The following is a 25,070-nucleotide window of genomic DNA, read 5'->3' as shown; positions in this document are numbered from 1 at the left end:
CAGACAGCCTCACAACCCTAAAACTCTATTGTAGGGTTAAAATCAGGGTGCCAGAAATTTGTTTTGGATCTTTTGCAGGATTTTCCAGCGGTTAGGATCGAGTAACAAAGCCCAGATACTGAGTTCAAACAAGGTTTTTAGCGTCAGTTTAATTGCATGCTGATGTTGATAAATCCAGGGTTTGCTTTCGCCGTAAAATGCCGGGTCCATGGTATAAATCACGTATTCCATCGCCTGCAAACAGGCAATCAATGATGAAAAAGCCAGCAACAGCGCCATCAGATACACCTGGGGGACATAACCCTGACGTTTTGCCCGAAATAATTTCAGCAATGCAGAATCATCATGATAATGCACGATACAAAACGCCATCACTAAATCTATCAGTGCCGAACATAGGTAATACACCAGAGCAGTATCCAGCGTTTTCAGGAAATAAGAGATCGGGAACTGCAGTAACTTTATAAACACGATCAACAACAGCAGTGGCAGGATCTGCCGGCGTTGCAGACTGAACAAAGCAATGATGGCAATAGAACCAAAAGAAATCAGTCGTTCAAAGTCGGGCTGATGGTTCAGATAAAATGGAGCCGCCATTGCAATGATACATAACAAAGTGGCGGCTGTATTTCTTAGATAGTCTGATGTCTGATTCACAGAACCTGCATTTGTCCAAATTTTAGTTTTTGATCCAGATTGGACCGTCGCTGTCACCGATATGTAATGCGCTGACAACGCCATCGTTCGATTTCAGTGAAATACCGCCGCTGACTTGCGCCAGTTCAGTTGAATTTAACTCGACCAGCTCTGCTGATTGTTCTTGTTTTGATACTGGAAACAGAGCTGCGAACAGTTTTGATTTTGCATTGAATTTCATGATGAGTAAATCCCTTAATTGTAAAGATTATTTGGTTTGGATTCTAAGTTCCCTGACCCGGATCATGCAGATCCAGCGGGTGCAAGTTGAAATTGCAAAGTCAGTGCCAGCTGCTCATCAATACAATAAAATATGATTTTATCTATATATTTCAATTCCTTAAAAATACACCCTGGAATACAACACAGCAAATCAGCCTACATTGGCCACAGATCCGACCTCAAGCGGCGATATTTTTCCGCCGCTGCCGGGACTGCTTGCCGCATTTTGCCGCCGCTTAACTGTCAAGATTTTGTCACTGCACCCATCAGCTGCGGCAAAATGCCACACCACGCAATGTGCAAAGAGCGGATATAGTCAATGCTGACTCAGTACAGCGTGCATTGGACCGTGACTTTTTACGGCCGACTGCGTAGTCTGAACCTGTCAGTTTTTTGCAACGGGCGCTTAGCGCCCGCTTTTTTTGAGAGCGCTTTATGCTGCCCGTTCTGCTCAGCCCCGAGTCAAAATCTCATAGTCAAATCAAGCAATTACAGAAATTTCGCTGGGGCTTGGTCGGCACAACTTATTTAGCCGCGTTGGCAGCCTGGACATTTAATTATCCAGTCAGCAGTTGGCCATTAATGCTGTTGTTATTGTCATTGTACGGTTGTACTAACCTGTCCCTGGTGTGGTTGCCTGGTGCGGCGCAACACCCGCATCGGATCTTCGCACTGGCGATCCTGTACGATCTGAGCTTATTTACCCTGATGCTGGCTTTGTCCGGTGGCGCCGGTAATGGTCTGATTGCCTTGTTGTTATTACCAGTCGCTGTCAGTGCCGTGTTGTTGCCGCGTCGCATCGCCTTATTGACGGCGACACTGGCGGTTACCTGCTATCTGCTACTGGCGATCTTGTTGCCTCTGAGTCAGGTGGATCCGCACACCGGCCAGCTGATTTATGACCCGCATGCAGCGCACCGCAGTCATCAGGTTTTTATCGATGGCGCAGAGCAAAGCCTGGGGATGCCTGAACAATTCAGCGCACATCTATGGCAAATGGCCTGGGCTTTTGCCTTGTCAGCGTTTTTTATTGCCGCTTTTGGCAGTGCACAGGCCCGGTTGGTGCGGCAGAAGAGCCGGGAATTGTACCAGTTACAACAACAGCAATATCAACAGGAACAGATGCTGGCCGTGGCAACTTATGCGGCGAACGCGGCACATGATCTCGCGACCCCACTACAAAATCTGACCCTGTTGACCGACGAATTGAGCGACAGCCCGCCAGATCCCGCTCTGCTGGCTGACCTGCGTGGAGAAGTGCGCCGCTGTCAGCATATTGTCCAGCAACTGCGGCAAAATGCGCTGCAGCTGCGTCAGCCACAAACCAGGGAAGCACTCTGTCTGGTGGCACAACGGGCCTTAAAACTATGGCTGGTGAGCCGGCCCGAGATCAGTCTGACGCTGGAAGAACACACAGACCATACTGAAAATCCGATCTCTGACGCGTTGGCGTGGTCTGCCGCCTTATTTAACATTTTGGACAATGCTGCGGACGCCAGTCTGGCTCAGCAGCAACCGAGGATCGATGTCCGGCTAAGCCAGCACCAGCAGCAATTTAGTCTGCAAATCAGAGACTTCGGCCAGGGATTATCGGCAGAGCAGCTGGCCACTTTGGGCAAAACACCTTATGACAATGCTGAAGGCCTCGGCCTTGGCCAATTTTTGGCAAACAGCACCATTGAACGCTGTGGTGGCCAGGTGTTGCGGCGCCAGGCTGAAGGGGCCGGCCTTATCACTGAAATCCGTTTTCCGGCAAAGGACGTCTGATGAAACTGACTTTATTAGATGATGATGAGACCTTGTTGCGCACTCTGCAGCGTCGTTTCACTGCAGCCGGTCATCAGGTCCATACATTTTCCACACCGCCGTCACTGCCAGAACTGCTGGCGACCGTAGCTGACGTCTGGCTGATTGATTTGCGCTTTGGTGATACCTCAGGCCTCAACTACATAGCCCCACTGCGTGCAGCGCTGCCCGAATGCCGCATTTTGTTGCTGACGGGTTTTGCCAGTATTGCCACCGCAGTGCAGGCGGTAAAACTTGGCGCCGACGATTATCTGACTAAACCTGTTGATTTTGCAGTGTTATTGCAGGCACTCAGCAGCGAGCCCAATAGGCCCGTAACGGGCGAACAATGTGTTGAAGACCAAGAGACTTTATTGTCGGCCGACCAAATGGAATGGGAACATATTCAGCGCGTCCTGGCGCAGCAAGATGGCAATATCAGTCAGACCGCACGGTTACTTGGTATGCACCGGCGTACCTTGCAGCGCAAGCTGCTGAAACACAGACCCGGCTAAGTTGCCGGGTCTGGTCGTTCACAAAACATCAGAGACGCACTCAGGCGCGCGGATTGGCCCAGGCGGCAGCTTGTGCCTGACTGTGCCTGGCGGCTTTGGCAGCGGCAATTTGCTGACGGGCCAGGATCGCGAGGTCAGCGTGAATGCCACCTGCAGTGACCTGACGGCCAGCACCTGGCCCTTTTAGCACCAGCGGATTAGCCTGATACCAGTCACTCTCAATGACAAACACATTATCGCAGGCCTGGATCGCCGCCAGCGGATGATCAGGTGCCACTGTCAGCAGCTCGACCCGGGCTTGCGGGCCTTGTGGAGTCACTGTCAGCGTTGCGACATACCGCAGCACTTTACCGGCCGCTTGAGCGCGGGCATAAGTATCGGCAAGAGCATTGTCGAGCTCGGCCCGACGCGCCCAGAACTCGTCCCAGCTCAGCGTATCCAAACCGGCCGGCAGCAACGGCGTTAATGCGATGTCGCTGATATCCAGGCTAAGACCCAGCTCCCGCGCCAACACCAGTAATTTACGTTGTACGTCTTTGCCGGACAGATCGTCACGCGGATCCGGCTCAGTTAATCCCTCCGCCTGCGCCTGCAGCACAAACTCGGAGAAAGGCGCACTGCCGTCGTATTTGCACAATAACCAGGACAAAGTGCCGGAGAAAATGCCACTGATTTGCTGGATCTGGTCACCGGAACTTTGTAACTCCTGCAACAGCCGCTGCACCGGTAAGCCGGCGCCACAAGTGGTATTGGCCTGCCAGCTGACCTGCTGTTCTGCTACTGCGGCGATGATCTGCTGATACTGCGGCAATGGCAGCGTGACGCCTTGTTTATTGGCGCTGATCAGATGGCAACCGGTACGGACGATATCAACATAATCTTCGGCAAAACTGCGGCTTGGCGTGATATCGACCAATACTTTGGGATCCGGTAACCCGGTCAGATAATCCAGCAGATCCTGCTTTTGATATGGTGCTGCAGTGGCTAAGGTTTGCTGCCAGTCGGCAACATTGATCTGGTCACTAAACTCAGCCCGACGCGAATTAAACAAACCGGCCAGGCGCAATTCAATTTGACCGGCATAAGCTTGTTGCTGTTTCGCTAACAGGCTCAAAAACTCTGAGCCGACATTGCCGGTCCCTGCCACCACAATATTCAGCCGCACTGTGCTTGGCAGCAGCAACTGGTGTAATTCGGTCAGTTCGTTGGCCGTCAGCGCCGGGCTAAATAACCACAATGCCAGTTCGTCATCCTGGAAACTATGCACCGGTTGTTGCCGTTCCAGCCAATGCGCGGCCTGCAGCGGCAGCTGGCGTTGTTGGCGGGCGGCCGGTTTGAGCCAGGCGACGGCATAAAATTGTTCAGAGCTGACGCGTGGGTAAATTTGTTGCTGACCAAGGAACTGCAACAAAACTTCCAGATTTTTCTGCGCCACCAGCCATTGTTTGCCGTTGGTTGCCGGCGCGGCAAAGACCGGAAACTGTAATGCCGCCGCCGCTTGTTGCGGACTGACTTTACAATGCGCCGGTAATGTCAGCAGCACAGCATCAGCCAGATCTGTGACAAATTGCACTTCAATCGCACTCTGACGGCTGACACGGCAACCCGGTTGCTCCGGTTCATAACTACTGCGCACAATCAGTTCCGCCGGATGTTGCAGCAGTGGATTCAGCGTTTTGGCATGCAGTACCGGATTGCCCAGCTCCGCCAGCCGGATCGCCAGTGGCCACGGCACCTGGCGGTATGCACGCGCAGACGGCACTTTACGTGGATCAGCACTGTAGATCGCATCCACATCTGTCCAGATATGTACGGCATCGGCTTTGATCAGCGCTCCGACTATCGTCGCCGAATAATCACTGCCGTTGCGGCCCAATGTGATGCTGTTATGCTGCGCATCACGGGCAATAAAGCCAGTGACGACATTAAATCCGCGTTGCTGCAGCGGGGCCAATAATGCGGCCGATTGCTGCCACAGTACTTGCGCATCACCAAGCGGTTGCAGTTCAAGGCGTAAAAAATCACGGGCATCAATGGCTTGGGCTTCATTGCCACGCTCTGTCAGTACCGCACTTAACAACAAAGCTGATAATTTCTCACCGGTCGCCAGTACTTCATTGTGCTGACCCGCCTGTACCAACGCCGGCAGCTGCGCCAGCCAGTTATTTAGCGTATTCAGTGCCTGTGGTGCAGTTAACGCGGTTAGAGTCCGATTGACCAGTAAGCGCAGCTGCGCCGACAGTTGCTGCCATTGGGTGTCAAAACTACCTGCATCCGCTGCAGCAGCGATTAGATCCAGCAAATGGTCGGTGGTATCGCCCGGCGCCGATACGACGACCCAGGCACTGCGTTGCGGTTGCTGCAGCAGAATATCTGCCACGGCATGAAAACGTTCGGCGGTGGCCAGGCTGCTGCCACCGAATTTATGTACGATGACCTTGTCGGCCTCGGCGGAAAGTTGTTGTAGTGCCATGATCATTACCAAAAAGCGGCCAGGGCTGGATTCAGCCGGAATTGTTGTTCGTTGTGTGCGTTTGCCGGTTTGACTGCGCCCGGTGCAGTGTCATGACCTGCTGCGGCGTTGCCACCATCTGCCCGGATTGCCACTGCAACGGCAGTAAATGCCTGCTCCAGATCGGCCAGCAAATCGCGTGGATCTTCAATGCCGACCGACAGACGGATTAATGTCGGGCCTATGCCGGCGGTTTTTTGCGCGGCGGCGTCCATCGACGCATGTGTCATAGTGCCGGGATGGCAAATCAGGCTTTCAATACCACCTAACGATTGTGCCAGCGTGAAACACTCCAGCGCGGCAAAAAAAACAGCCAGATATTTGGCATCTGCCGCTAAATCAAAGCTGATCATGGCGCCAAAGCCATGTTGTTGCGCTTTGGCAATGGCATGGCCCGGATGGTCTTTTAAGCCCGGATAATAAATCTTACCGGCCAGCGGTTGCTGTTGCAGGTAGTCCACCACCAATGCAGCATTTTCCTGATGCGCTTTGATCCGCGGTAACAAAGTGCGGATGCCGCGCAGTGTCAGATGCGAATCAAAGGCACCGGCGGTGACGCCGAGACAATTGGCCCACCATTTCAATTCATCACCCAATGCAGCGTCTTTCACAATCAAAGCGCCGCCGACAATATCACTGTGGCCATTTAAATATTTGGTGGTGGAATGCAACACCAAATCGGCGCCGAGCGCGATCGGGTTTTGCAGTGCCGGTGATAAAAAGGTGTTGTCGACCAGCACCAGTGCCTGCAGCGTTTTCGCCAGGTCACAGACAGCACGCACATCGGTGATTTGCAGCAACGGATTGCTTGGTGTTTCCAGCCAAATCAGTTTTGGTGCTGCGGCGCTGACCAGTTCTGCCCAGTTATCTTGCTGAAAATTGACGATCACTAACTTAAAGGCGCGTTTTTTATTGGCCAGATTGGTGAATAAGCGGTAGCTGCCACCGTAACAATCGTGCGGGATCACCAGAGTATCGTCCGGCGTCAGCACCTGTAGCGCCAGCACACAGGCCGACATGCCGGTATTGGTCACCAGAGCCTTGGCACCGCCTTCGAGTTGACACAACGCATCACCCAGCAGGTCACGGGTTGGGTTATTCGACCGTGAATAATCGTATTTTCCCGGCTGTTTAAACGCTGGTAATTCGTAGGTAGAGGTCAGATACATCGGCGGCGTCACGGCACCATACGCGGGGTCCTGCGCGATACCGGCGCGGGCTGCAACTGTGGCGGAGCGACGTGTGGACATATCAACCTCATACTTTTAGATGTTTAGACGGCTAAAAGTATACAGCGCCGAAAAAGGATGTCAAAACATTTAGACGTCTATCATGATTATTTCTTGCGCAGCGTTTGTTTATACGCGTATAAAGAGATAAAATTTCGGGCCAAAACGCACAACAAATAATTAAATCAAGGTACAACTATGGCAAAGTGGAATGGTGAATACGTTCACCCCTATGCAGAACACGGCAAGAAATCAGAACAGGTGAAGAAAATCACCGTCTCCATCCCCCTGAATGTATTAAAAGTTTTAACTGATGAGCGCACCCGCCGCCAGGTCAACAACTTACGCCACGCCACCAACAGCGAATTATTATGCGAAGCTTTTTTGCATGCATTTACCGGCCAGCCACTGCCTGCCGATGAAGATTTACGCAAAGATAACCCACATCAAATCCCAATCGAAGTGCGCAATATCCTGACCAGCATGGGTAAACCCATTCCGGACATTCAGGAAGCTGAATCAGACGAAGAATAAAGACCGACGCAACCGAAAAATTAACAACGACAGGTTGCCGCAAGAGTCGATAATAAATTCAAACAACAGGCATAAAAAAAAACCGCGGCTCGCCGCGGTTTTTCTTTTTATTGCAGCGGAAAAATCAGCTTTCCATATAGTGTTTTGGCATTGGGATGCGCGCGACACCTGAGGCGACAGCCGCATCGGCCACCGCTTTGGCCACGCGCGGCAACAGGCGTGGGTCCATTGGTTTTGGAATGATGTATTCAGCGCCAAATTCAAGCTTAGCGACCTGCGCGGCCTGTAACACTTCCGCAGGCACCGGCTCTTTGGCGATGGCGCGGATCGCATGCACAGCGGCAATCTTCATCTCATCGTTAATGACACTGGCCCGCACGTCTAATGCGCCGCGGAAAATAAACGGGAAACACAACACGTTATTGACCTGGTTCGGATAATCCGAACGGCCGGTGGCCATGATGATATCTTTGCGCTCGGCATGCGCCAGCTCTGGCTTTATTTCCGGATCCGGGTTTGAGCAGGCAAAAATCACCGGATTCGCCGCCATCAGTTTCAGCGCTTGTGGTGGCAATGCATCAGGCCCGGACACACCGATAAAGACATCTGCACCATCCAGTGCGTCTTCCAGCGTGCGTTTATCCGTGTTATTGGCAAACAAAGTTTTGTATTTGTTCAGATCTTCACGGCGGGTATGGATCACGCCTTTGGTGTCCAGCATGTAGATGTATTCGCGTTTGGCGCCGCATTTAATCAGCAGCTCCATACAAGCGATTGCGGCAGCGCCGGCGCCCATACAAACAATGGTGACTTTACGGATATCTTTGCCCTGAATTTCCAGCGCGTTTAACAGACCGGCCGCGGTGACAATGGCGGTGCCGTGTTGGTCGTCATGGAATACCGGAATATTGCAGCGTTTGATCAGCTCTTTTTCAATCTCAAAACATTCCGGCGATTTGATATCTTCGAGGTTAATACCGCCAAAAGTGTCGGCGATATTCGCTACTGTATTGATGAAATCTTCAGTGGTGCGGTGCGTCACTTCGATGTCAATCGAATCCAGATTGGCAAAACGCTTGAACAACAGCGCCTTACCTTCCATCACAGGTTTAGACGCCATCGGGCCCAGATTGCCTAGGCCTAAAATCGCGGTGCCATTGGTGATCACGGCCACCAGATTGCCTTTGCCTGTGTATTTGTAAACATTGTCGATGTCGTCGGCAATTTCGCGCACCGGCTCAGCGACACCGGGGCTGTAGGCCAGCGCTAAGTCTTTGACCGTCTCAGCCGGTTTGGTGATTTGAATGCCGATTTTGCCCGGCGTGGGATTGGCATGATAATCGAGCGCTGCTTTCCTGAAATCTGACATGGTAAGAGTCCTGAGGCTTAGCCCTGTGGGCTTTATGTTATTTGCCAATACTTTTGCGAGGGTAAGCGCAAAAGGCGGCCCATTGTAAAGAGCCTGACGCGGCATGCCTATTGACTTCACGCTGGTTGTACCTCTGTCCAGAGTGGCCTTGTGAACACAATAGTTGCCTTTTTACGTGGAGGAGCGGCGGAAAATGTCTGTGCACTTTTTGGCCATCAGGCTTGTTATAACAACTTTTGGCCGTGGTGCCAAGCGACAAAATCCCAAGAGGTAAGACCAGCAACCGCAATTTGCTTAAAGATGCAAGAAGCTGTCATGAAAAGGCAGATAGTTGTGCAGACTGGCTGAATTTACATGCACACTCGTAGCGAAGAATATCGCTAATTGATTGATTTTAAATAAACTAAATAGATTTCATTTCGAAGATGAATAAATAATAGCCAAACAGGTTATGCAATAAGTTACAGGCACAAAAAAAGCACCCGGAGGTGCTTTTTTGCGGTAACGCGACTGGATTATTTGGCGCCCAGTACTGCGAAACGTTTCTTGAAGCGGTCAACACGACCACCTACGTCCAGAACTTTTTGCTTACCTGTGTAGAACGGGTGGCAAGCTGAGCAAACGTCCAAGTGGATGTCTTTGCACAGTGCTGAACGGGTTTTGAATGCATTACCGCAAGTACAAGTTGCAGTGATTTCTTTGTATTCCGGGTGGATACCTGGTTTCATGGCTTACCTCGTTAGGCCGTATCGCTATCTGATCAGCTCACTGTCAGACACCATACGCATTTCAGTTAATTTAGGGCGCGTAGCTTAATAGATCCGACCTGCCGGTTCAACTTTTTCTTCATTTTTTGCAGAAAAAAGCAGCGGATTGTTGCCGTTGCTGAGCTGCACTGAAAAAAGCATTGTGGCAGGTCAGCCCGACTCGCTACACTTTGCCGCATTCTGGCCCTGAGATCTTGCCTGTTGAACCGAGTCCGCGTCGCACTGCCTGTCCCGCTGCATCAGCATTTTGATTATTTGTTGCCCGAGGGTATGCAGGTCCAGGTCGGTGTGCGGGTACGGGTGCCATTTGGCAAGCGGGAACTGATTGGCATTGTCTGGCAACTCGAGCCGGAAAATGCCCATCCGGATAAGCTGAAAGCGCTGCTGGAGGTTCTGGACCAGACGCCATTATTTGGCAATGAAATCAAACAGTTGTTAAGTTTTGCTTCAGACTACTACCATCATCCGCTCGGCGAAGTGCTGGTCAGTGCCCTGCCAGCGCTGCTGCGGGAAGGCAAGTCTGTGTTAGCCGGACACGGCCGGTTGCTGCAACTGACCCCACAAGGCAGCAGTCTCAAACCGGATTCGCTGCAACGCGCGCCACGCCAGCTGGCGCTGTGGCAACGCCTGCAACAGTCCGCTTGCCGTGAAGATGAACTCGTTGGTGAAAGCCCGCAAATTAAAGCTTTGCTGGAAAAAGATTTGGTAGCATGGCAAGCCATTGAATTTAAGCCTTTTACACCACAACCAGACCGGCAGACGCCATTACAGCTCAATCCGGCGCAGGCATTGGCGGTTAGCGCTATCAATCAGTCGGCCGGTTGCTTCAGCCGGTTTTTACTGGAAGGTGTCACCGGCTCCGGTAAAACTGAAGTCTATCTGCAATGTATCAGCCCGGTACTACAGCGCGGCCAACAAGTGCTGGTCTTGGTGCCGGAAATTGGTCTGACCCCACAGACGCTGGCGCGTTTTGCCAAACGCTTTGCGGTGCCTTTGCAGATTTGGCATTCCAACATGACCGATCAGGAGCGATTACTGGCCTGGCAACGCAGCCAGAGCGGCGATGCCGCGATCACCATAGGTACCCGTTCCGCGCTGTTTTTGCCGTTTTTACAGCTCGGCTTGCTGATCATTGATGAAGAACACGACGCTTCATTAAAGCAACAGGAAGGCTTCCGGTATCACGCCAGGGATCTTGCCGTGAAGCGCGCCGCACTGGCGGGTTGCCCGATCGTGCTGGGTTCGGCCACCCCCAGTCTTGAATCGTTGTACAACGTGCAGCAGGGCAAATTTGCCCATTTACCATTGCCAGAGCGCGCCACCAGCCAAAAAGTGCCCAAAATTGAGCTGATGGATTTAAAGCAGCAGGTACTTAAACATGGCCTGGCGGATGGCACGCTGGCCCAGATCAAACAGCGGTTGCAACGCGGTGAACAAGTGATGTTGTTCTTAAACCGCCGCGGTTTTGCCCCGGCACTGATCTGCCATGAATGTGGCTGGCTGACCGAATGCCAGCGCTGCGCCGCCTTTACCACGTTTCATAAACAAAGCCGCCAGCTGGTATGTCACCATTGCGGCGCCAGCCGGCCGGTTCCACATCAATGTGGTCATTGCGGCAGCACGCAGCTCGCGCCGGTCGGGCAAGGCACTGAACAGCTCGAAGAGCAGCTACAACAGCTGATCCCAGACTTCCGGGTGATCCGGCTCGATCGCGACAGCACGCGGCGTAAAGGCAGTCTGGAAGCCTTGCTGGAGGAAATTAATCAGGGCCAGCCGGCCATTATTGTCGGCACTCAGATGCTGGCCAAAGGCCATCATTTCCCCAAAGTCAGTCTGGTGGTGATTGTTGATGTCGACAGCGCTTTGTATTCCAGCGATTTTCGCGCCTCTGAGCAACTGGCGCAGCTGCTGACCCAAGTGGCAGGCCGGGCCGGGCGTGGTGATGTGGCCGGCACTGTGTTGCTGCAAACCCATTATCCGGGTCATCCGCTATTACAGGACGTGATCCAGAATGGTTACAACTCGTTTGCCCGCAGTGCTTTGCTGGAACGCCAGCAAACCCGCTTGCCGCCTTATCAGCATCTGGCGTTATTTCGTACCGAATCTTTTGACAGCAATGACGGTCTGATGTTTTTAACCGGCATTCAGCAGCTGATCGCCGCTGAATGCCCACAAATACAATATTTAGGCCCGCTGAAACCACCACTGGAACGAAAAGCCGGCAAATTCCGCTGGCAACTACAGCTGTTTTGCCGTGATCGCCGACAACTGCATCAGGCGCTGGATCTGGTGTTAAACCAATGTTGCAGCACTGCACTTTCGCGCAAAATCAAATGGCAACTGGATGTCGACGCGCTTGATCTGAGTTAAAAACCGCTGGCGCCAGCGTGCAGAAGCGCAATTCAACCTTACTTTTTTGCCGCCAAATCCAGTACAATCCCCTCACATTTGTCGCCGCAAGAATTTGGCATGCCTCATCAAGATTATGTAAAAACGGCCCGGCCAGCACCGCGTCCGAAGAAAAAACCAAACGAAAAGAAACCACTACCAGTATTACTGATAGGCGTCGTGACCCTATTGCTGGTCGCATTTAGCGCTTTTTTATGGCACATCTCACACCGGCCAGGCGCGGATGCGGCGGCTGAACAGGCCAAAGCAGCGGTAGCGACCCCACAATCGTTGGATGAATTGCCACCAAAACCGGCCAAAGAGCCGTATACCTACATCAAAGAGCTGCAAACCAAAGAAATTCAGGTGGAAGCCGACCAGCTCGCCACCAAAGCACCGGCCAACATGTTTTGTGGCACCTTTAAAGCGATGGACGGTGCGCAGCAATTAAAAGCCAAAATGGCTTTTGCCGGTGTCAGTTCGGAGATCCGCGAATCTTCCGGCAAATACCGGGTGGTCTCCGGCCCATATGTCAGCAAACGTCAGGCCCAAAACGACAAAAACAAACTGCTGAAACAAAAAATAGCCAACTGCTGGGTACTCTAAATCCCAACACGGGCCGCACGCTTGAAAAATGCGGCCCTGCCCCACATATCTGCGTTATCTGTCCTCTTTGAATTGATGTTATGACCACTATTGTTTCTGTACGCCGCAACGGCCAAGTTGCGCTCGGTGGTGACGGCCAGGTCACCCTCGGTAACACTGTGATGAAAGGCAACGCGAAAAAAGTGCGCCGGCTTTATCACGGCAAGGTACTGGCTGGTTTTGCCGGTGGTACAGCGGACGCTTTCACACTGTTTGAACGTTTTGAAGCCAAGCTGGAACTGCACCAGGGCCATCTGATGCGCGCGGCTGTGGAACTGGCCAAAGACTGGCGCACCGACCGGATGCTGCGCAAGCTCGAGGCTTTGCTGGCAGTCGCCGATGCCAACTGCTCGCTGATCATTACCGGTAACGGCGATGTGATCCAGCCAGAGCAGGATTTGATTGCCATTGGTTCCGGCGGGCCATTTGCTCAGGCTGCTGCCACGGCGTTACTGAATAACACTGAATTACCCGCCAGCGCTATTGTCGAAAAAGCGCTGACTATCGCCGGTGATATCTGCATTTACACCAATCATCATCACACGATTGAAGAATTAAAATAAGGCCATCTGATGTCGGAAATGACTCCCCGCGAAATCGTCCACGAACTGGACCGCCATATCATCGGTCAGCAAGGTGCCAAACGCGCCGTGGCTATTGCACTGCGTAACCGCTGGCGCCGGATGCAGCTTGACCCAGCATTGCGTCAGGAAGTAACGCCAAAAAATATTCTGATGATTGGCCCGACCGGCGTTGGTAAAACCGAAATTGCCCGGCGCCTGGCTAAACTGGCTAATGCTCCATTTATCAAAGTGGAAGCGACCAAATTCACCGAAGTCGGTTATGTCGGCAAAGAAGTCGACAGTATCATTCGCGATCTGACCGACAGCGCAGTGAAAATGGTGCGTGAACAGGAAGTGGTGCGGAACCGTTTTCGTGCCGAAGAAGCCGCTGAAGAACGGATCCTGGATGTGTTGTTACCACGCGCCCGCAACAACTGGGGTGAAGTAGACAATAACGACAGCGATTCCAATACCCGGCAGATCTTCCGGAAAAAACTGCGTGAAGGGCAGCTCGACGACAAAGAAATTGAGCTGGATCTGGCGGCAGGCCCGATGGGCGTTGAAATAATGGCGCCACCGGGCATGGAAGAAATGACCCAGCAACTGCAGTCTATGTTTCAGAATCTCGGTCAGGAGCGCACGAAAAAACGCAAACTGAAGATCAAAGATGCTCTGAAGCAACTGATTGATGAAGAGGCCGCCAAACTGATCAATCCGGAAGAGCTGAAAGCCAAAGCGCTGGAAGCCGTGGAGCAAAATGGCATCGTCTTTATCGATGAAATCGACAAGATCTGCAAGCGTGGTGAAAGCAACGGGCCAGACGTATCCCGCGAAGGTGTACAACGCGATTTGTTACCGTTAATCGAAGGATGCAGTGTCAATACCAAACACGGCATTGTCAAAACTGACCACATTCTGTTTATCGCTTCCGGTGCTTTCCAGCTGGCCAAACCGTCAGATCTAGTGCCGGAACTGCAGGGTCGCTTGCCGATCCGGGTTGAGCTGCAACCCCTGACTGCGGCGGATTTTGAGCGGATCCTGACTGAACCTAAAGCCTCGCTGACCGAACAAACTGTGGCGATGCTGGCAACAGAAGGTGTCCAGCTGCAATTTACAAACGATGGTATTAAGCGCATCGCTAATGCGGCCTGGCAGGTCAACGAACGCACCGAAAATATCGGAGCCCGCCGCTTGTACACTGTGATGGAACGCCTGCTGGAAGACGTGTCGTTCGACGCGGCTGACCATCAGGGCCAGCAAGTGACGGTGGACGCTGCTTATGTCGACGATCACCTGGATGCGCTGGTGCAGGATGAAGATTTAAGCCGGTTTATTCTGTAACTTTGCAGGCATCTTAAGGACTCCCCATGCAGCAGGTCAGCAAATTGCATTATCACCGCCACAGCAAACTGCTGGATGTCTGGTTTGCCGACGGCCTGCAGGTGCAGTTCAGTGCAGAGATGCTGCGGGTATTGTCGCCCTCTGCGGAAGTGCGCGGTCATGGCACACCGCAGCTGGTTGCCAATAAACGCGATGTGGCCATTAGTCAATTGTTACCAGTCGGCCAGTATGCCGTGCGGCTGGTCTTTGATGACGGCCACAACAGCGGGCTGTACAGCTGGAGCTATCTGCGCCAGCTCCACGAACAACGCGACACTTTGTGGCAGGATTATCTGGTCAGGCTCAAAGCGGCCAATGCAGTTCGTGATGCAAAACTAGAGGTCCGGTTTCATAGCGGCATTTAAATCCTCGAAAGAAAAAAACCAGCAAATGCTGGTTTTTTTTCGCCACCAATACAGGACAGATCAGGCTTTAAACTTGTCTACTGTCTGATGTAACCGAGCTGCCTGCGCTGCGACCTCTTCGCTGATTTGTGCATTATGTTCGGCAATTTTCAGTGATTGCTCGGAAATATCCCGGATACGAATGACATTTTTATTCACTTCTGCGGCAACATGACTTTGCTCTTCCACGGCCGTCGCGATTTGCGTAGTCATTTCCATAATATTGGTAACATCACCGGTGATTGCTACCAACAACTTACTGGCAACACCCGCCTGCTCAGCACCACTTTGGCCACGTTCCCGGCATTGTTGCATCGAATTGACGATAGCGCGGGTCCGGCCCTGCAAACTGGAGATAATTTGCTCAATCTGCCGGGTCGATTCGGCAGTACGCTGTGCCAGACTGCGGACTTCGTCAGCGACCACAGCAAAACCACGGCCTTGTTCCCCGGCCCGAGCCGCTTCAATCGCCGCATTCAGTGCCAGCAGGTTGGTTTGTTCAGCAATGCCACGGATCACATCAATGACGGAGCCGATAGTCGTGCTGTCCTGTTCCAGTTCCGCCACCACATTGGCGGCTTGTTGCAATTCATCCGACAAAGCCCGGATCCGGCTGACCGTTTGCTCAACCTCTTTCATACCCTCTGCAGCATTTTGATTGGTCGCATCGGCTTTGTTGGCGGTGTTTTCGGTGTTACCGGCGATTTCATCAATAGTGGCGCCCATCTCGGTTACGGCCGTGGCGACCATGTCACTTTCGAGTTGTTGCTGCGCCATACCACGACTGGTCTCCGCCGTCGATTGCGCCAGCTCGGCTGTGGCCTGATCCAGCATTTCCAGCGCCTGATTGACACTGCGGACTAAATCCTGAAAATCGCTGAGCATCGCGTTGAAATCCTGCGCCAGCAACGTCATTTCATCGCGGCCCTCCACGCTGACCCGTTGCCGAAAGTCATTGTCTTTGCGGATCACCCCGATGGTGCGACAGACATTCTGAATGGGTTGCAGGATGCTACGCGAGGTCAGCAGCACCAGCACTATCACCACCGCCAGCACCACAAAAAACAGTGTGAAGGCCAGATAACGGGCCGCTGCAGATGCTTTCTGCAGTGCTTCGTTGGCTTTCGTGGTTAAGGTACTGAGACTGGTCTCTGTTTCATGCACGGCTTTACGCATATCGCCCATAATGCCGGCATCATGTTTCAGCCCCATCTGCTGGCTGCCGCTGACCAGATTGCGATATGCATCAGCGTAGCTGTCGGCCGCACTTTGCAGTGCACTGCTGGCTTGCTGGCCATCTAACAACGACTTAAAACGGCTGAATTCGGCATTAAAGCTATCGAGGTACTTCAGATCGGAGCGCAGCATGAAGTCTTTTTCGGCGCGACGCAGCTGCAGCAGACTGACCAGCAACGTGTCGTTATTAATTTGTTTAAACTCATTTTCCAGTTGATGTGCAGCAGCCCTGAGCGCGCCATACAAACCAGACTGAGGATCTAATCCAACCCGCTCAGCGGTACTGACCAGTAGCTCAAACTTCTGCTGGTAGCTGGCGGTCTGGGTGCGGAAATTCTGTAATGCAACAGTATCAATGTCATGATCGATTAAATTGGCTTCAAGCTTAGACAGACCTTGATTCAGTTCCTGCATGGTCTTGTTGAATTTATCTTTATAAGACAAATCCTTACGCATCAGAAAATCTTTTTCGTGCCGGCGCAGTACCAGAACATCACGCTCCATTGCTGCGATCTCGACATTAATCGCCGACAGGCCACTGAACTGCATATTCTGAAAAACTAACAATAACAACATCACCAGCATGGCGGCACCAACCACCAGACTATTCACCATCAAACGATTCTTGATTGATAAATTGCGTAACATCCCACCCTCCTGCAAACCAGCTAACTGCCTAATCATAGGTAAGAAAATCAGTGCTGCAGGAATTTACCGGGAATTTTTATTTTTTAACTGAGTGTAAAGGCGGCCAGCAGCACGCTGCCAGTGCCCAGCAGCATGCCCGCCAGAATATCGCCGGGAAAATGCACGCCCAGCAGTACACGCGACAGGCCAACGGCCAGTCCCCAGATAAGTAACAACGGCAGCCAGATGGGGGCATAAAGTGCAATGACGCTGACCAGCACAAAAGCGCCGGCGGTATGGCCAGACGGCAGGCTGAAACGATCGGAAGGTTCTATGTGGGCGCGGATCTGTCCGGCCAAAGCCACGGCAGGCCGTTGCCGGCGAAACAGGTTTTTCAGTAACAAATAGGTAGGTAATTCAATGGCAAAAGCCAGTGCCAACAAGCTGACCAGCTGCAGCGCGACTGCATCACCCTGCCAGTATAACCACAGCGCCAACAGCGCATACGCCGGGCCGTCCGCCGACTTTGACACCCAGTAGCTGAGCCGGCGTAAACGCCCTTGCCCAAGCCCCAGAAACAAACGGGCGAAACAGCGCTGATCCAGTTCTATCCAACGTTGTCTGTACATGGCGCGCTCCGGTCACTGTTGCTGCCTGCAAACAGGCTAACCAGTGACCGTGACAGCGATATGACAAAGCCTGCGCCGGCCTCAGAACGACAATTTTTGTTGCAGCAGTGCCAGCGCATCCAGTTCAGGTAACGGCTTCGCAATCAGATAGCCTTGCGCTGCATCACAAGCCATATGCTTGAGCAACAGCAGCTGATTGGCGTCTTCGACCCCTTCGGCCAGAATGCGTTTGCCAAGACCATGCGCCAGCGTGATCATAGTTTTGACGATCATCATGTCAGAATCACTGCCGGCCATGTCCATGATAAAACTGCGGTCAATTTTGATTTTGTCGATCGGCATCCGGCGTAAATAACCCAAAGACGAATAGCCGGTGCCGAAGTCGTCAATTGAAACACGGATCCCCATCTGCTGCAGTTCCGTCACATAGTTACGGCCCTGCTCCATGTCGCCCATCGCAGTGTTCTCGGTGATCTCCAGTTCCAGCATCGTTGGCGGCACTTCGTATTGTTGTAACAGTTGCTGGATCCGTTGTTTCAGGCCCGCCTGTTCAAAATGGATTGGCGACATATTCACTGCCACCGACAGCTGTACCTGCTTTTTCCGCCAGCGCCCCAGTGTCTCCACTGCCTGTTCCAGCAGCTGCATATCGAGCTCACGCATCAGGCCAATTTGTTCCATTTGCGGTAAAAACTGTCCGGGCATCAGGATGCCGCGGTCCGGGTGATGCCAGCGCACCAAGGCTTCAAAACCATCGATGCGTTGTTCCCGGATATTCCACTGTGGCTGGTAATACAACACAAACTGTTTCAGTTCCAGCGCCTGCAGCAGTTCTTTTTCCAGCATCAGTAAGCGGGCCGTTTCTTCTTCCATGCCCTGATGGTATTGGATCCAGCGCTGTTGCTGCCGCTTGGCCTGGTGAAAAGCGATGTTAGCTTTTTGCAGCAAAGACTCGGCACTGGCGGCATGTTCCGGAAACTGCGCAACACCAATAGTGGCGGTCAGTTTTAGTAAACCAGAATCAAAATTAAACGGTTTTTCAATCAATTGCTCGATGTGGTGCAGGCAGAACTGGCGTTGTTTGTCGGTCAGAATGTCCTGTAATACCAGCGCAAATATATCACCGCCGGTACGCGCGACCAGTCGTGGCTTCAGGATGCTGGTATCAAAACGCCGGGTGACTTCCCGCAGGATGCGGTCGCCCTGCTTCAGGCCTACTGTTTCGTTGACGGTTTTAAACCGATCCAGCCCGATCATCACCAGTAACAGCGGCTGTTGCTGCGGTAGCTGGATCAGGCCGGATAACTCCTGTAACAAGGCATCCCGGTTCAGTGAACCGGTTAACTGGTCGTGGGTATCGAGATAACGGGTCTTTGCTGTCAGCTGCTGATTGGTGCTGCGTTCATCATCCTGCAACCAGACTACCAACCCCAGCCCTAACAAGGTCTGGAAAAACAATTCCAGGTGTTTACAGACGACCACCACACGCAAAAACGCCTGCCCTTCACCGAGCCAGCCCGACAACATCGCCATGACAAACATCAGCAGGCCCCACAGCATAATGGACAGGGCAACCAGCTTGGCAATCAGGATCCGATGTGGCAGTGCAAACAACCAAATCCCGCCAACAAATAATGCCGCACCGATAAACAGCAAACGTAAATTCAGCTGGACCGTCGTTTTCCACACCGACGGCTCAGTATCTGTCACAAACAGCGCCACCGAGACAAACGCCAGTGCAGCAACCAGTAACAGTAATTGATTGACCAGCCGGCTGGAGATCCGCTCTGTGCTGACCGCTTCACGCACCCCGACCAGAATAAAAATAGCGAAGGCGTAACTACAGAATAAATAACCAAATTCCAGCCCCAACAACGGCCAGAATAACCAGTCTGTGCGCGGGCCAATCAGGGCGTAGCCCGTTAACATCAGCAGATACAAAGCGAAAACAGCAAAGGCCACTGACCAGGATTTCAGGTAATGACGCTGATAAATCCGGTAGAAGTACCACAGAATAAAACTGAGAGCGCAAGCCAGTCCGGCCTGGATCAGGAACAACGAGATGCGGGCCAGTGTCAGTTCAAAGCTCAAGGGGTAAGACCAGAATCGACAAAATTAAGCAAAAACTAACACAGCTGAACTAGTTTTGCACTGTGATTCCCAATTGAATTCCGCCAAAGTTGAATGCTTGAGCTTAGGGGAGATCCGTTTATACTGTTCCCCTAACCAATTGATCAACAGGCGGGAAATACCATGCAATACAATACTTCTGAGTTATGTGATCTGTATGCAGACATGATTGATGTGGTGGAGCCTATTTTTGCCAACTACGGCGGTCGCCGCTCGTTTGGTGGTGTGATCCATACGGTGAAATGTTTTGAAGACAATGGTCTGGTGCGTCAGATGCTGGCGGAGCCAGGTGTTGGCAAAGTGTTGTTGATTGACGGTGGTGGTTCAGCACGTCGGGCGCTGATTGATGCCGAACTGGCGGCGCTGGCCTCTGAAAACGGCTGGGAAGGGATTATCTGCTACGGCAGCGTGCGCGATGTTGATACGCTGGAAGATTTTGAGCTGGGCATTCAGGCCGTCAACGCCATCCCGGTTCGCGCCGATGACCAGGGGTTTGGTGAAACGGACGTACCGGTTAATTTTGCCGGCGTGACCTTCCTGCCGGAAGACCATATTTATGCCGACAGCACCGGTATTATCCTGTCCGCGGAGCCGCTGGACATTGAGTAATCACCTGCAAATCATGCAGGCCGCCGATTTAGCGGCCTGGCAACAACACCGTGCCGGTGAGACCCGGCTCGGTGCCGCTTTACAGTTTCTGAACCCGTTATTGCCGCTGGAAGATGCACTCGCGAGCGCCGTGCAACATGGTTGCCGCTACATACTGCTCGGGATCCCTGAAGATATCGGTCCCCGTGCCAATCTGGGCAATGGCGGCGCCGATCAGGGTTTTGCCGCGTTTTTAAGCCGGTTTATCAATTTGCAGGACAATGTGTTCGCCAAATCGGGTGAACTACTACTGGCCGGGACTATAGCCTGTGCCGATTTGCAGCAACGATCACAAAGCCTCGACAGCAACGACGCCACGCAGCTGGCACAGCTGCGTGCACTGTGCGCCGAGCTTGACCTGCGCGTCAGCACTGTATTACGCGCTTGTTTTGATTCGGGTCTGGTCCCCATTGTGATTGGCGGTGGTCACAATAACGCTCTGCCGATTTTACAGGCCTTGGCGGCACATGCCGGTCAAAGCGCCGATGCAATTAATCTGGATCCGCATTGTGATTTTCGCTTGCTGGAAGGCCGTCACAGCGGCAATGGCTTCAGCTACGCCCATCAGGCGGGCTGGCTGCGCAAATATTTTGTGTTGGGTTTGCATGAACTAAAAAATTCACAGGCGGCTTTGGCGCAATTACAGCAGGCTGGCGCAGCCTTTTGTAGCTATCAGCAGATTTGGCAACGCCGACAGCTGACGTTACAGGATGCTATTGCGCAAGCCATTCGCTTTGTTGGCGCCGAAGATACCAGACCACTTGGTATCGAACTGGATACAGACAGTATCAGCGGTATGCCGGTCAGTGCCTATACCAATTGTGGTGTGTCAGTGGCAGATGCTGAGTGTTATGTCTGGCAGCTTGCACAGTTACCGCGGGTGCGATATCTGCACCTGGCCGAAGCGGCACCGTCGCAACATCCGGCCGGACTCAAAGCCGGATTCAATGAAGCGGGTCAAGTCCTGACCGCGTTGGTGCTGGCATTTCTGCAGGCAAGGCAGCAACAGTGAGCAGCGGCGGCCTTTACAGCGTGCCTGGCCGCTCTATGGTGCCGCTGTTAAACTGATGCTGCCGCATCCACGCCGGTAATCCGGCCAGTGCAAAAGGCTGACTGAATAAAAATCCCTGTGCCCGCAAACAGCCCATCCGCGTCAGTTTCTCGGCACAGGCCTGCTCCTCTACCCCTTCTGCAACCACGTCAAGTTTCAGATTTTTTGCCAAATCAATAATGGCGCCGGTGATGGCCACCTGCGCCTCCGACTTATGCATGCCACTGATGAACTGTGCATCGATCTTGACTTGCTGTAACGGAAACTCGCGCAACATGCCGAGCGACGTATAGCCAGTGCCGAAATCGTCCAGCACCAGCATCAGGCCCAATGAGCGTAAGCGTTGCAACATGGGCAGCACCGCCTCTGGGTCAGCCATTAACGCCTCTTCTTTCAGTTCGAGGATCAGTTGGCCGGGCTTTACCTGATATTGCAACAACAATTGCTGGATGTGTTCCACCAGTTCGATTTGGAGCAAATCGCTGCTGCTGATATTAACCGCCAACTGCACCCGGATCCCCTCTTGTTGCAGGGTCGCCAGCATCTGTACGGTCTGACGCAGTACCCAGCAGGTCAGCGGAAACATCAGCCCCATGCTCTCGGCGAGCGGAATAAACTGTTTAGGCGCTAACAAGCCGTGCACAGGATGAGCCCAACGCAGCAAGACCTCTGCCGCGACCACCTGCCGATCGGGCAATAACACCTGCGGTTGCACATCTAACTGCAATTGCTGCCCGGCTATGGCCTGCTGCAGTTCTGCCATCATTGCCAGCTTGTCTGGAGTGGTCGCGGACATTTCCACCTGATACAGCGGCGAATCGTAGCCGGATCCCTGGCGCTGCTGCAGCGCCAGATGGGCTTTTTCCACCAGCTCAGCAAAATCAATGCCGTGCTGCGGATAACAACTGATGCCAGACAAGATCTGATAGTCCACTGCGCAGCCACGCAGTAACAATGGTTCCGCGATGTCATGTTCCAGCTGATGCGCCAGATACCCGGCCTGATGTTGTTTGCCTTGTTGATCCACCAGCAACAAAAAATCGACGCCACCGAGGTGTGCCACCCAGGCATCTGTGCTACTGAACGCAACAATGCCATGATGCTGGCTGGCAGCCTGATTTAACCGGCGTGCGATCTGGCTCAGTACCAGATTGGCATGACTGTACCCCAGCAACTGGTTGACCCGGTCAAAGCGTTCAATTTTCAATAACACCAGTGCCAGCTGTGCCTGCGGGTGCGACGCGATAAACTGTTGGAAGTCGTGCCGGGCCAGCCATTTGTTCGGCAAACCAGTCATTTCATCATGCAATAACTGATAAGGCGGCGCTGCGGGCGGATTGACCGGTGGCGCGCTTTTTCCACGCAACCACAAGCCGATAGTGGTCAGCCAGCCAATGCCACAAAGCAACAAACTGGCCCATAACCACATGGTGTTGGCGGACTCCGGTTGTTGTGCTGCAACCGGAACCGAGGCGACAAGCAATACAGCGGCAAATCGTCTCATTTGGTGATCACCTGCAAAGACCGTTTTTTGCTGAGCTTACGCTTTTTTGACTGCTTGTAAAGCGACGCAATAATGCGGATTTAGCCGGGATTAATGACCTTGCCACCAATCACCAGCTGCCGCAGCTGACTGACACCAAACTGATAACACAGCTCCGCCGGCTGACTGACCTGATACAAGGCAAGATCAGCCCGCAGACCGGTGCGCAGCATACCGCGGTCGGCCAGACCCAAAGCCCGGGCCGCATGTCGTGTGACTCCCGCCAGCGCTTCGGCCGGTGTCAGCCGGAACAAAGTGCAGGCCATATTCAGCATCAACGGCAGGTTACATAACGGCGATGTGCCCGGATTCAGATCTGTTGATACCGCCATCGGCACCTGATACTGACGCAGCAAGTCAATTGGCGGCATTTTGGTCTCACGCAGGAAATAATAAGCGCCTGGTAACAGCACCGCGACGGTACCGGCACCGGCCATATTCGCGACATCCGCCTCGGTCAGATATTCAATGTGATCGGCCGACAAGCCGCCGAATTCGGCCACCAGACTGGCACCGCCCAGGCTCGACAACTGCTCGGCGTGTGCCTTTACCGGCAAGCCAAGCGCACGGGCTTTGTCAAACAATCGCCGGCTTTGTGCGACTGAAAAACCGATGCCTTCACAAAATACATCCACCGCATCGACGAGGCCCGCCTGATGCAGCTCAGGTAACATGCTGTCGACCACTAAATCCATGTAACCATCGCTGTCACCGCTATATTCCGGCGGTAACGCATGCGCGCCAAGGAAAGTGGTCTGGATCGCAACCGGATGATGCTCGCCGAGCAACCGCGCCACTTCGAGAATTTTGCGTTCATTGGCAAGGTCGAGGCCATAACCAGATTTAATTTCTACACAAGTCACGCCCTGCGCCAACAACGCGTTCAGCCGGTTTTTTCCCAGCACAAACAGCTCTTCATGCGACGCGGCGCGTGTAGCGGCTACTGTGGATTTAATCCCACCGCCACTTTCGGCGATTTGCTGATAGGTCGCGCCGTTTAAGCGCAGCTCAAATTCATTGGCGCGGCTGCCGGCATAGACCAGATGGGTATGACAATCGATAAAACCTGGCAACAACCAGCCACCCTGACCATCAAAAGTTGGTGTCGCCAGTGCATCGTATGGCGGCAGCTCCGCACGCGGGCCACAAAACGCAATCAATCCATCGCGGATAGCCAGCACTGCCTGTTCCACAGCACCATAAGGACCGGGCCGCTGCGGGTCCATTGTGGCGATATTAACATTGTGCCAAATGGCATCGAAATGCTGCATATTCTCATCCTGTTGATTGTTAATGGTTTGCGCCTTACAAGCCCGAATGCAGCGCTTTATTGTGGAAACCGCCGGCCGTTATCACTGCGCAGACCCGCAATAATTCTACCGCACTCACTTGTATATACAATCAAGAGCCGCTATTTTTTGTTCCACATTCCGCACATATTTTCAGACCAGAGTGCAACCCGATGCAACGCAGCAACGACAGCGGCACCCCCAAATTCGCCGCTATCAAAGAGTTTATTCTCAGTCAGATTGAAAGCGGTAACTGGCCGGAACACAGCCGGGTTCCGTCCGAACATGAGCTGTGTGACCAGTTTGCCGTCAGCCGGATGACGGCGCGCCGCGCCTTGCAGGAACTGACCGAACAAGGCGTGTTATACCGCACCCAGGGCGTCGGCAGTTTTGTCGCATCACCAAAATCGCAGTCTGCATTGCTCGAGATCCGTAATATCGCTGATGAAATTCAGGCCCGCGGCCATTTTCACAGTGCGCGGCTGGTTCAGCTAACCAGCCTGCCGTGCCCGACTGTGGTCGCCACTGCGTTGGGTCTGGTCCGCAACGAACCGGTGTTTTTCTCGCTGATTGTACATTTTGACAACCAAACCCCGCTGCAGCTGGAAGCACGCTACGTCAATCCCCGCATGGTGCCGCTGTACCTGCAGCAGGATTTCGGCTTCCAGACACCCCACGAATATCTGAGCGCTGTTGCGCCTCTGACCGAGGCCGATCACATTATCGAAGCGGTGTTAGCTGACGAATTTACCTGTAAGCATCTGAAAATCAGCGCGCATGAGCCATGTCTGCGGCTGACCCGTCGCACCTTCAGCCGCGAAGGTGCCGTCAGTTTTGCTTATTTAACCTCCGCTGGCAGTCGTTACCGGCTGGGGGGACACCTGAATATCACTCCGCAGTCATAAAGG

General features: G+C 53.0%; 22 protein-coding genes. 11 read left to right on the top strand and 11 right to left on the bottom strand.

Translation table 11 applies throughout. The features are described 5' to 3' along the window. Nucleotides 1-42: 42 nt before the first annotated feature. On the bottom strand, nt 43-657 hold the full coding sequence (locus tag ATY27_RS07235) for a hypothetical protein (protein WP_208931963.1): 615 nt from the start codon (nt 655-657) through the stop codon (nt 43-45). A 22-nt stretch (nt 658-679) separates the two neighbouring features. Continuing rightward, complete coding sequence (locus ATY27_RS07230) at nt 680-877, bottom strand: hypothetical protein (RefSeq protein WP_208931964.1); 198 nt, start codon at nt 875-877, stop codon at nt 680-682. Between the two features lie 476 nt (nt 878-1,353). On the opposite strand from ATY27_RS07230, the gene ATY27_RS07225 reads away from it, so the two are divergent. Together ATY27_RS07225 and ATY27_RS07220 are read left to right on the top strand one after the other, a co-directional pair. Beyond that, entirely contained in the window at nt 1,354-2,685 is a 1,332-nt protein-coding gene (locus tag ATY27_RS07225; protein ID WP_208931965.1) for a HAMP domain-containing histidine kinase, read from the top strand. Beyond that, nucleotides 2,685-3,218 carry a response regulator gene (locus tag ATY27_RS07220; protein WP_208931966.1) on the top strand — a complete coding sequence of 178 codons (534 nt, stop codon included), beginning with the start codon at nt 2,685-2,687 and terminating at the stop codon, nt 3,216-3,218. The genes ATY27_RS07225 and ATY27_RS07220 overlap by 1 nt, the downstream gene beginning before the upstream one ends. A gap of 40 nt (nt 3,219-3,258) precedes the next feature. Here the strand turns inward: ATY27_RS07220 and metL are convergent, their stop codons facing one another. Both metL and metB read right to left on the bottom strand, forming a co-directional pair. Next, nucleotides 3,259-5,691: a bifunctional aspartate kinase/homoserine dehydrogenase II gene (gene metL / locus ATY27_RS07215; RefSeq protein ID WP_208931967.1), complete on the bottom strand. Its 2,433-nt coding sequence runs from the start codon at nt 5,689-5,691 to the stop codon at nt 3,259-3,261. Nucleotides 5,692-5,696: 5 nt separating this feature from the next. Then, entirely contained in the window at nt 5,697-6,980 is a 1,284-nt protein-coding gene (gene metB / locus ATY27_RS07210) for a cystathionine gamma-synthase (RefSeq protein ID WP_208931968.1), read from the bottom strand. 177 nt (nt 6,981-7,157) lie between these two features. On the opposite strand from metB, the gene metJ reads away from it, so the two are divergent. After that, nucleotides 7,158-7,493, top strand: coding sequence for a met regulon transcriptional regulator MetJ (gene metJ, locus ATY27_RS07205; protein WP_031567174.1), 336 nt, complete (start codon nt 7,158-7,160; stop codon nt 7,491-7,493). Between the two features lie 124 nt (nt 7,494-7,617). On the opposite strand, the gene ATY27_RS07200 is transcribed toward metJ, so the two are convergent. After that, nucleotides 7,618-8,862: a malic enzyme-like NAD(P)-binding protein gene (locus tag ATY27_RS07200; RefSeq protein WP_208931969.1), complete on the bottom strand. Its 1,245-nt coding sequence runs from the start codon at nt 8,860-8,862 to the stop codon at nt 7,618-7,620. Nucleotides 8,863-9,377: 515 nt separating this feature from the next. Continuing rightward, nucleotides 9,378-9,590, bottom strand: coding sequence for a 50S ribosomal protein L31 (gene rpmE, locus ATY27_RS07195; RefSeq protein WP_208931970.1), 213 nt, complete (start codon nt 9,588-9,590; stop codon nt 9,378-9,380). A 240-nt stretch (nt 9,591-9,830) separates the two neighbouring features. On the opposite strand from rpmE, the gene priA reads away from it, so the two are divergent. From priA to ATY27_RS07170, 5 genes are all read left to right on the top strand, one after another. Next, nucleotides 9,831-11,999 carry a primosomal protein N' gene (gene priA / locus ATY27_RS07190; protein ID WP_208931971.1) on the top strand — a complete coding sequence of 723 codons (2,169 nt, stop codon included), beginning with the start codon at nt 9,831-9,833 and terminating at the stop codon, nt 11,997-11,999. 99 nt (nt 12,000-12,098) lie between these two features. Continuing rightward, nucleotides 12,099-12,623, top strand: coding sequence for an SPOR domain-containing protein (locus ATY27_RS07185; protein WP_208931972.1), 525 nt, complete (start codon nt 12,099-12,101; stop codon nt 12,621-12,623). 80 nt (nt 12,624-12,703) lie between these two features. Beyond that, nucleotides 12,704-13,225, top strand: coding sequence for an ATP-dependent protease subunit HslV (hslV, locus tag ATY27_RS07180; RefSeq protein ID WP_208931973.1), 522 nt, complete (start codon nt 12,704-12,706; stop codon nt 13,223-13,225). A gap of 9 nt (nt 13,226-13,234) precedes the next feature. Then, nucleotides 13,235-14,566: an HslU--HslV peptidase ATPase subunit gene (gene hslU / locus ATY27_RS07175; protein WP_208931974.1), complete on the top strand. Its 1,332-nt coding sequence runs from the start codon at nt 13,235-13,237 to the stop codon at nt 14,564-14,566. A 26-nt stretch (nt 14,567-14,592) separates the two neighbouring features. After that, entirely contained in the window at nt 14,593-14,970 is a 378-nt protein-coding gene (locus ATY27_RS07170) for a DUF971 domain-containing protein (RefSeq protein ID WP_208931975.1), read from the top strand. Nucleotides 14,971-15,030: 60 nt separating this feature from the next. Here the strand turns inward: ATY27_RS07170 and ATY27_RS07165 are convergent, their stop codons facing one another. The 3 genes from ATY27_RS07165 to ATY27_RS07155 all read right to left on the bottom strand — a co-directional run bounded on the left by ATY27_RS07165 (nt 15,031) and on the right by ATY27_RS07155 (nt 19,592). Beyond that, nucleotides 15,031-16,893 (bottom strand): HAMP domain-containing methyl-accepting chemotaxis protein, encoded by a 1,863-nt coding sequence (locus tag ATY27_RS07165; protein WP_208931976.1) that lies wholly within the window; start codon nt 16,891-16,893, stop codon nt 15,031-15,033. A gap of 83 nt (nt 16,894-16,976) precedes the next feature. Further along, nucleotides 16,977-17,501: a phosphatase PAP2 family protein gene (locus tag ATY27_RS07160; RefSeq protein ID WP_208931977.1), complete on the bottom strand. Its 525-nt coding sequence runs from the start codon at nt 17,499-17,501 to the stop codon at nt 16,977-16,979. Nucleotides 17,502-17,582: 81 nt separating this feature from the next. Continuing rightward, nucleotides 17,583-19,592: a bifunctional diguanylate cyclase/phosphodiesterase gene (locus ATY27_RS07155; RefSeq protein ID WP_208931978.1), complete on the bottom strand. Its 2,010-nt coding sequence runs from the start codon at nt 19,590-19,592 to the stop codon at nt 17,583-17,585. Between the two features lie 162 nt (nt 19,593-19,754). Here ATY27_RS07155 and rraA point away from each other — a divergent pair, with 162 nt between their 5' ends. Together rraA and ATY27_RS07145 are read left to right on the top strand one after the other, a co-directional pair. Next, on the top strand, nt 19,755-20,240 hold the full coding sequence (rraA, locus tag ATY27_RS07150) for a ribonuclease E activity regulator RraA (protein ID WP_208931979.1): 486 nt from the start codon (nt 19,755-19,757) through the stop codon (nt 20,238-20,240). Further along, nucleotides 20,233-21,291, top strand: a complete 1,059-nt coding sequence (locus ATY27_RS07145) for a formimidoylglutamase (RefSeq protein ID WP_244151356.1) — start codon at nt 20,233-20,235, stop codon at nt 21,289-21,291. The genes rraA and ATY27_RS07145 overlap by 8 nt, the downstream gene beginning before the upstream one ends. A gap of 13 nt (nt 21,292-21,304) precedes the next feature. On the opposite strand, the gene ATY27_RS07140 is transcribed toward ATY27_RS07145, so the two are convergent. Further along, complete coding sequence (locus ATY27_RS07140) at nt 21,305-22,834, bottom strand: bifunctional diguanylate cyclase/phosphodiesterase (RefSeq protein ID WP_208931980.1); 1,530 nt, start codon at nt 22,832-22,834, stop codon at nt 21,305-21,307. 80 nt (nt 22,835-22,914) lie between these two features. After that, entirely contained in the window at nt 22,915-24,144 is a 1,230-nt protein-coding gene (gene hutI / locus ATY27_RS07135; protein ID WP_208931981.1) for an imidazolonepropionase, read from the bottom strand. Nucleotides 24,145-24,335: 191 nt separating this feature from the next. On the opposite strand from hutI, the gene hutC reads away from it, so the two are divergent. Then, nucleotides 24,336-25,067: a histidine utilization repressor gene (gene hutC / locus ATY27_RS07130; RefSeq protein ID WP_208931982.1), complete on the top strand. Its 732-nt coding sequence runs from the start codon at nt 24,336-24,338 to the stop codon at nt 25,065-25,067. Nucleotides 25,068-25,070: the final 3 nt, after the last annotated feature.

The organism is Rheinheimera sp. F8, assembly GCF_001518915.1.
The sequence above is the reverse complement of the archived record's forward strand: the minus strand, read 5'-3'. Positions and strand labels throughout refer to the sequence as shown.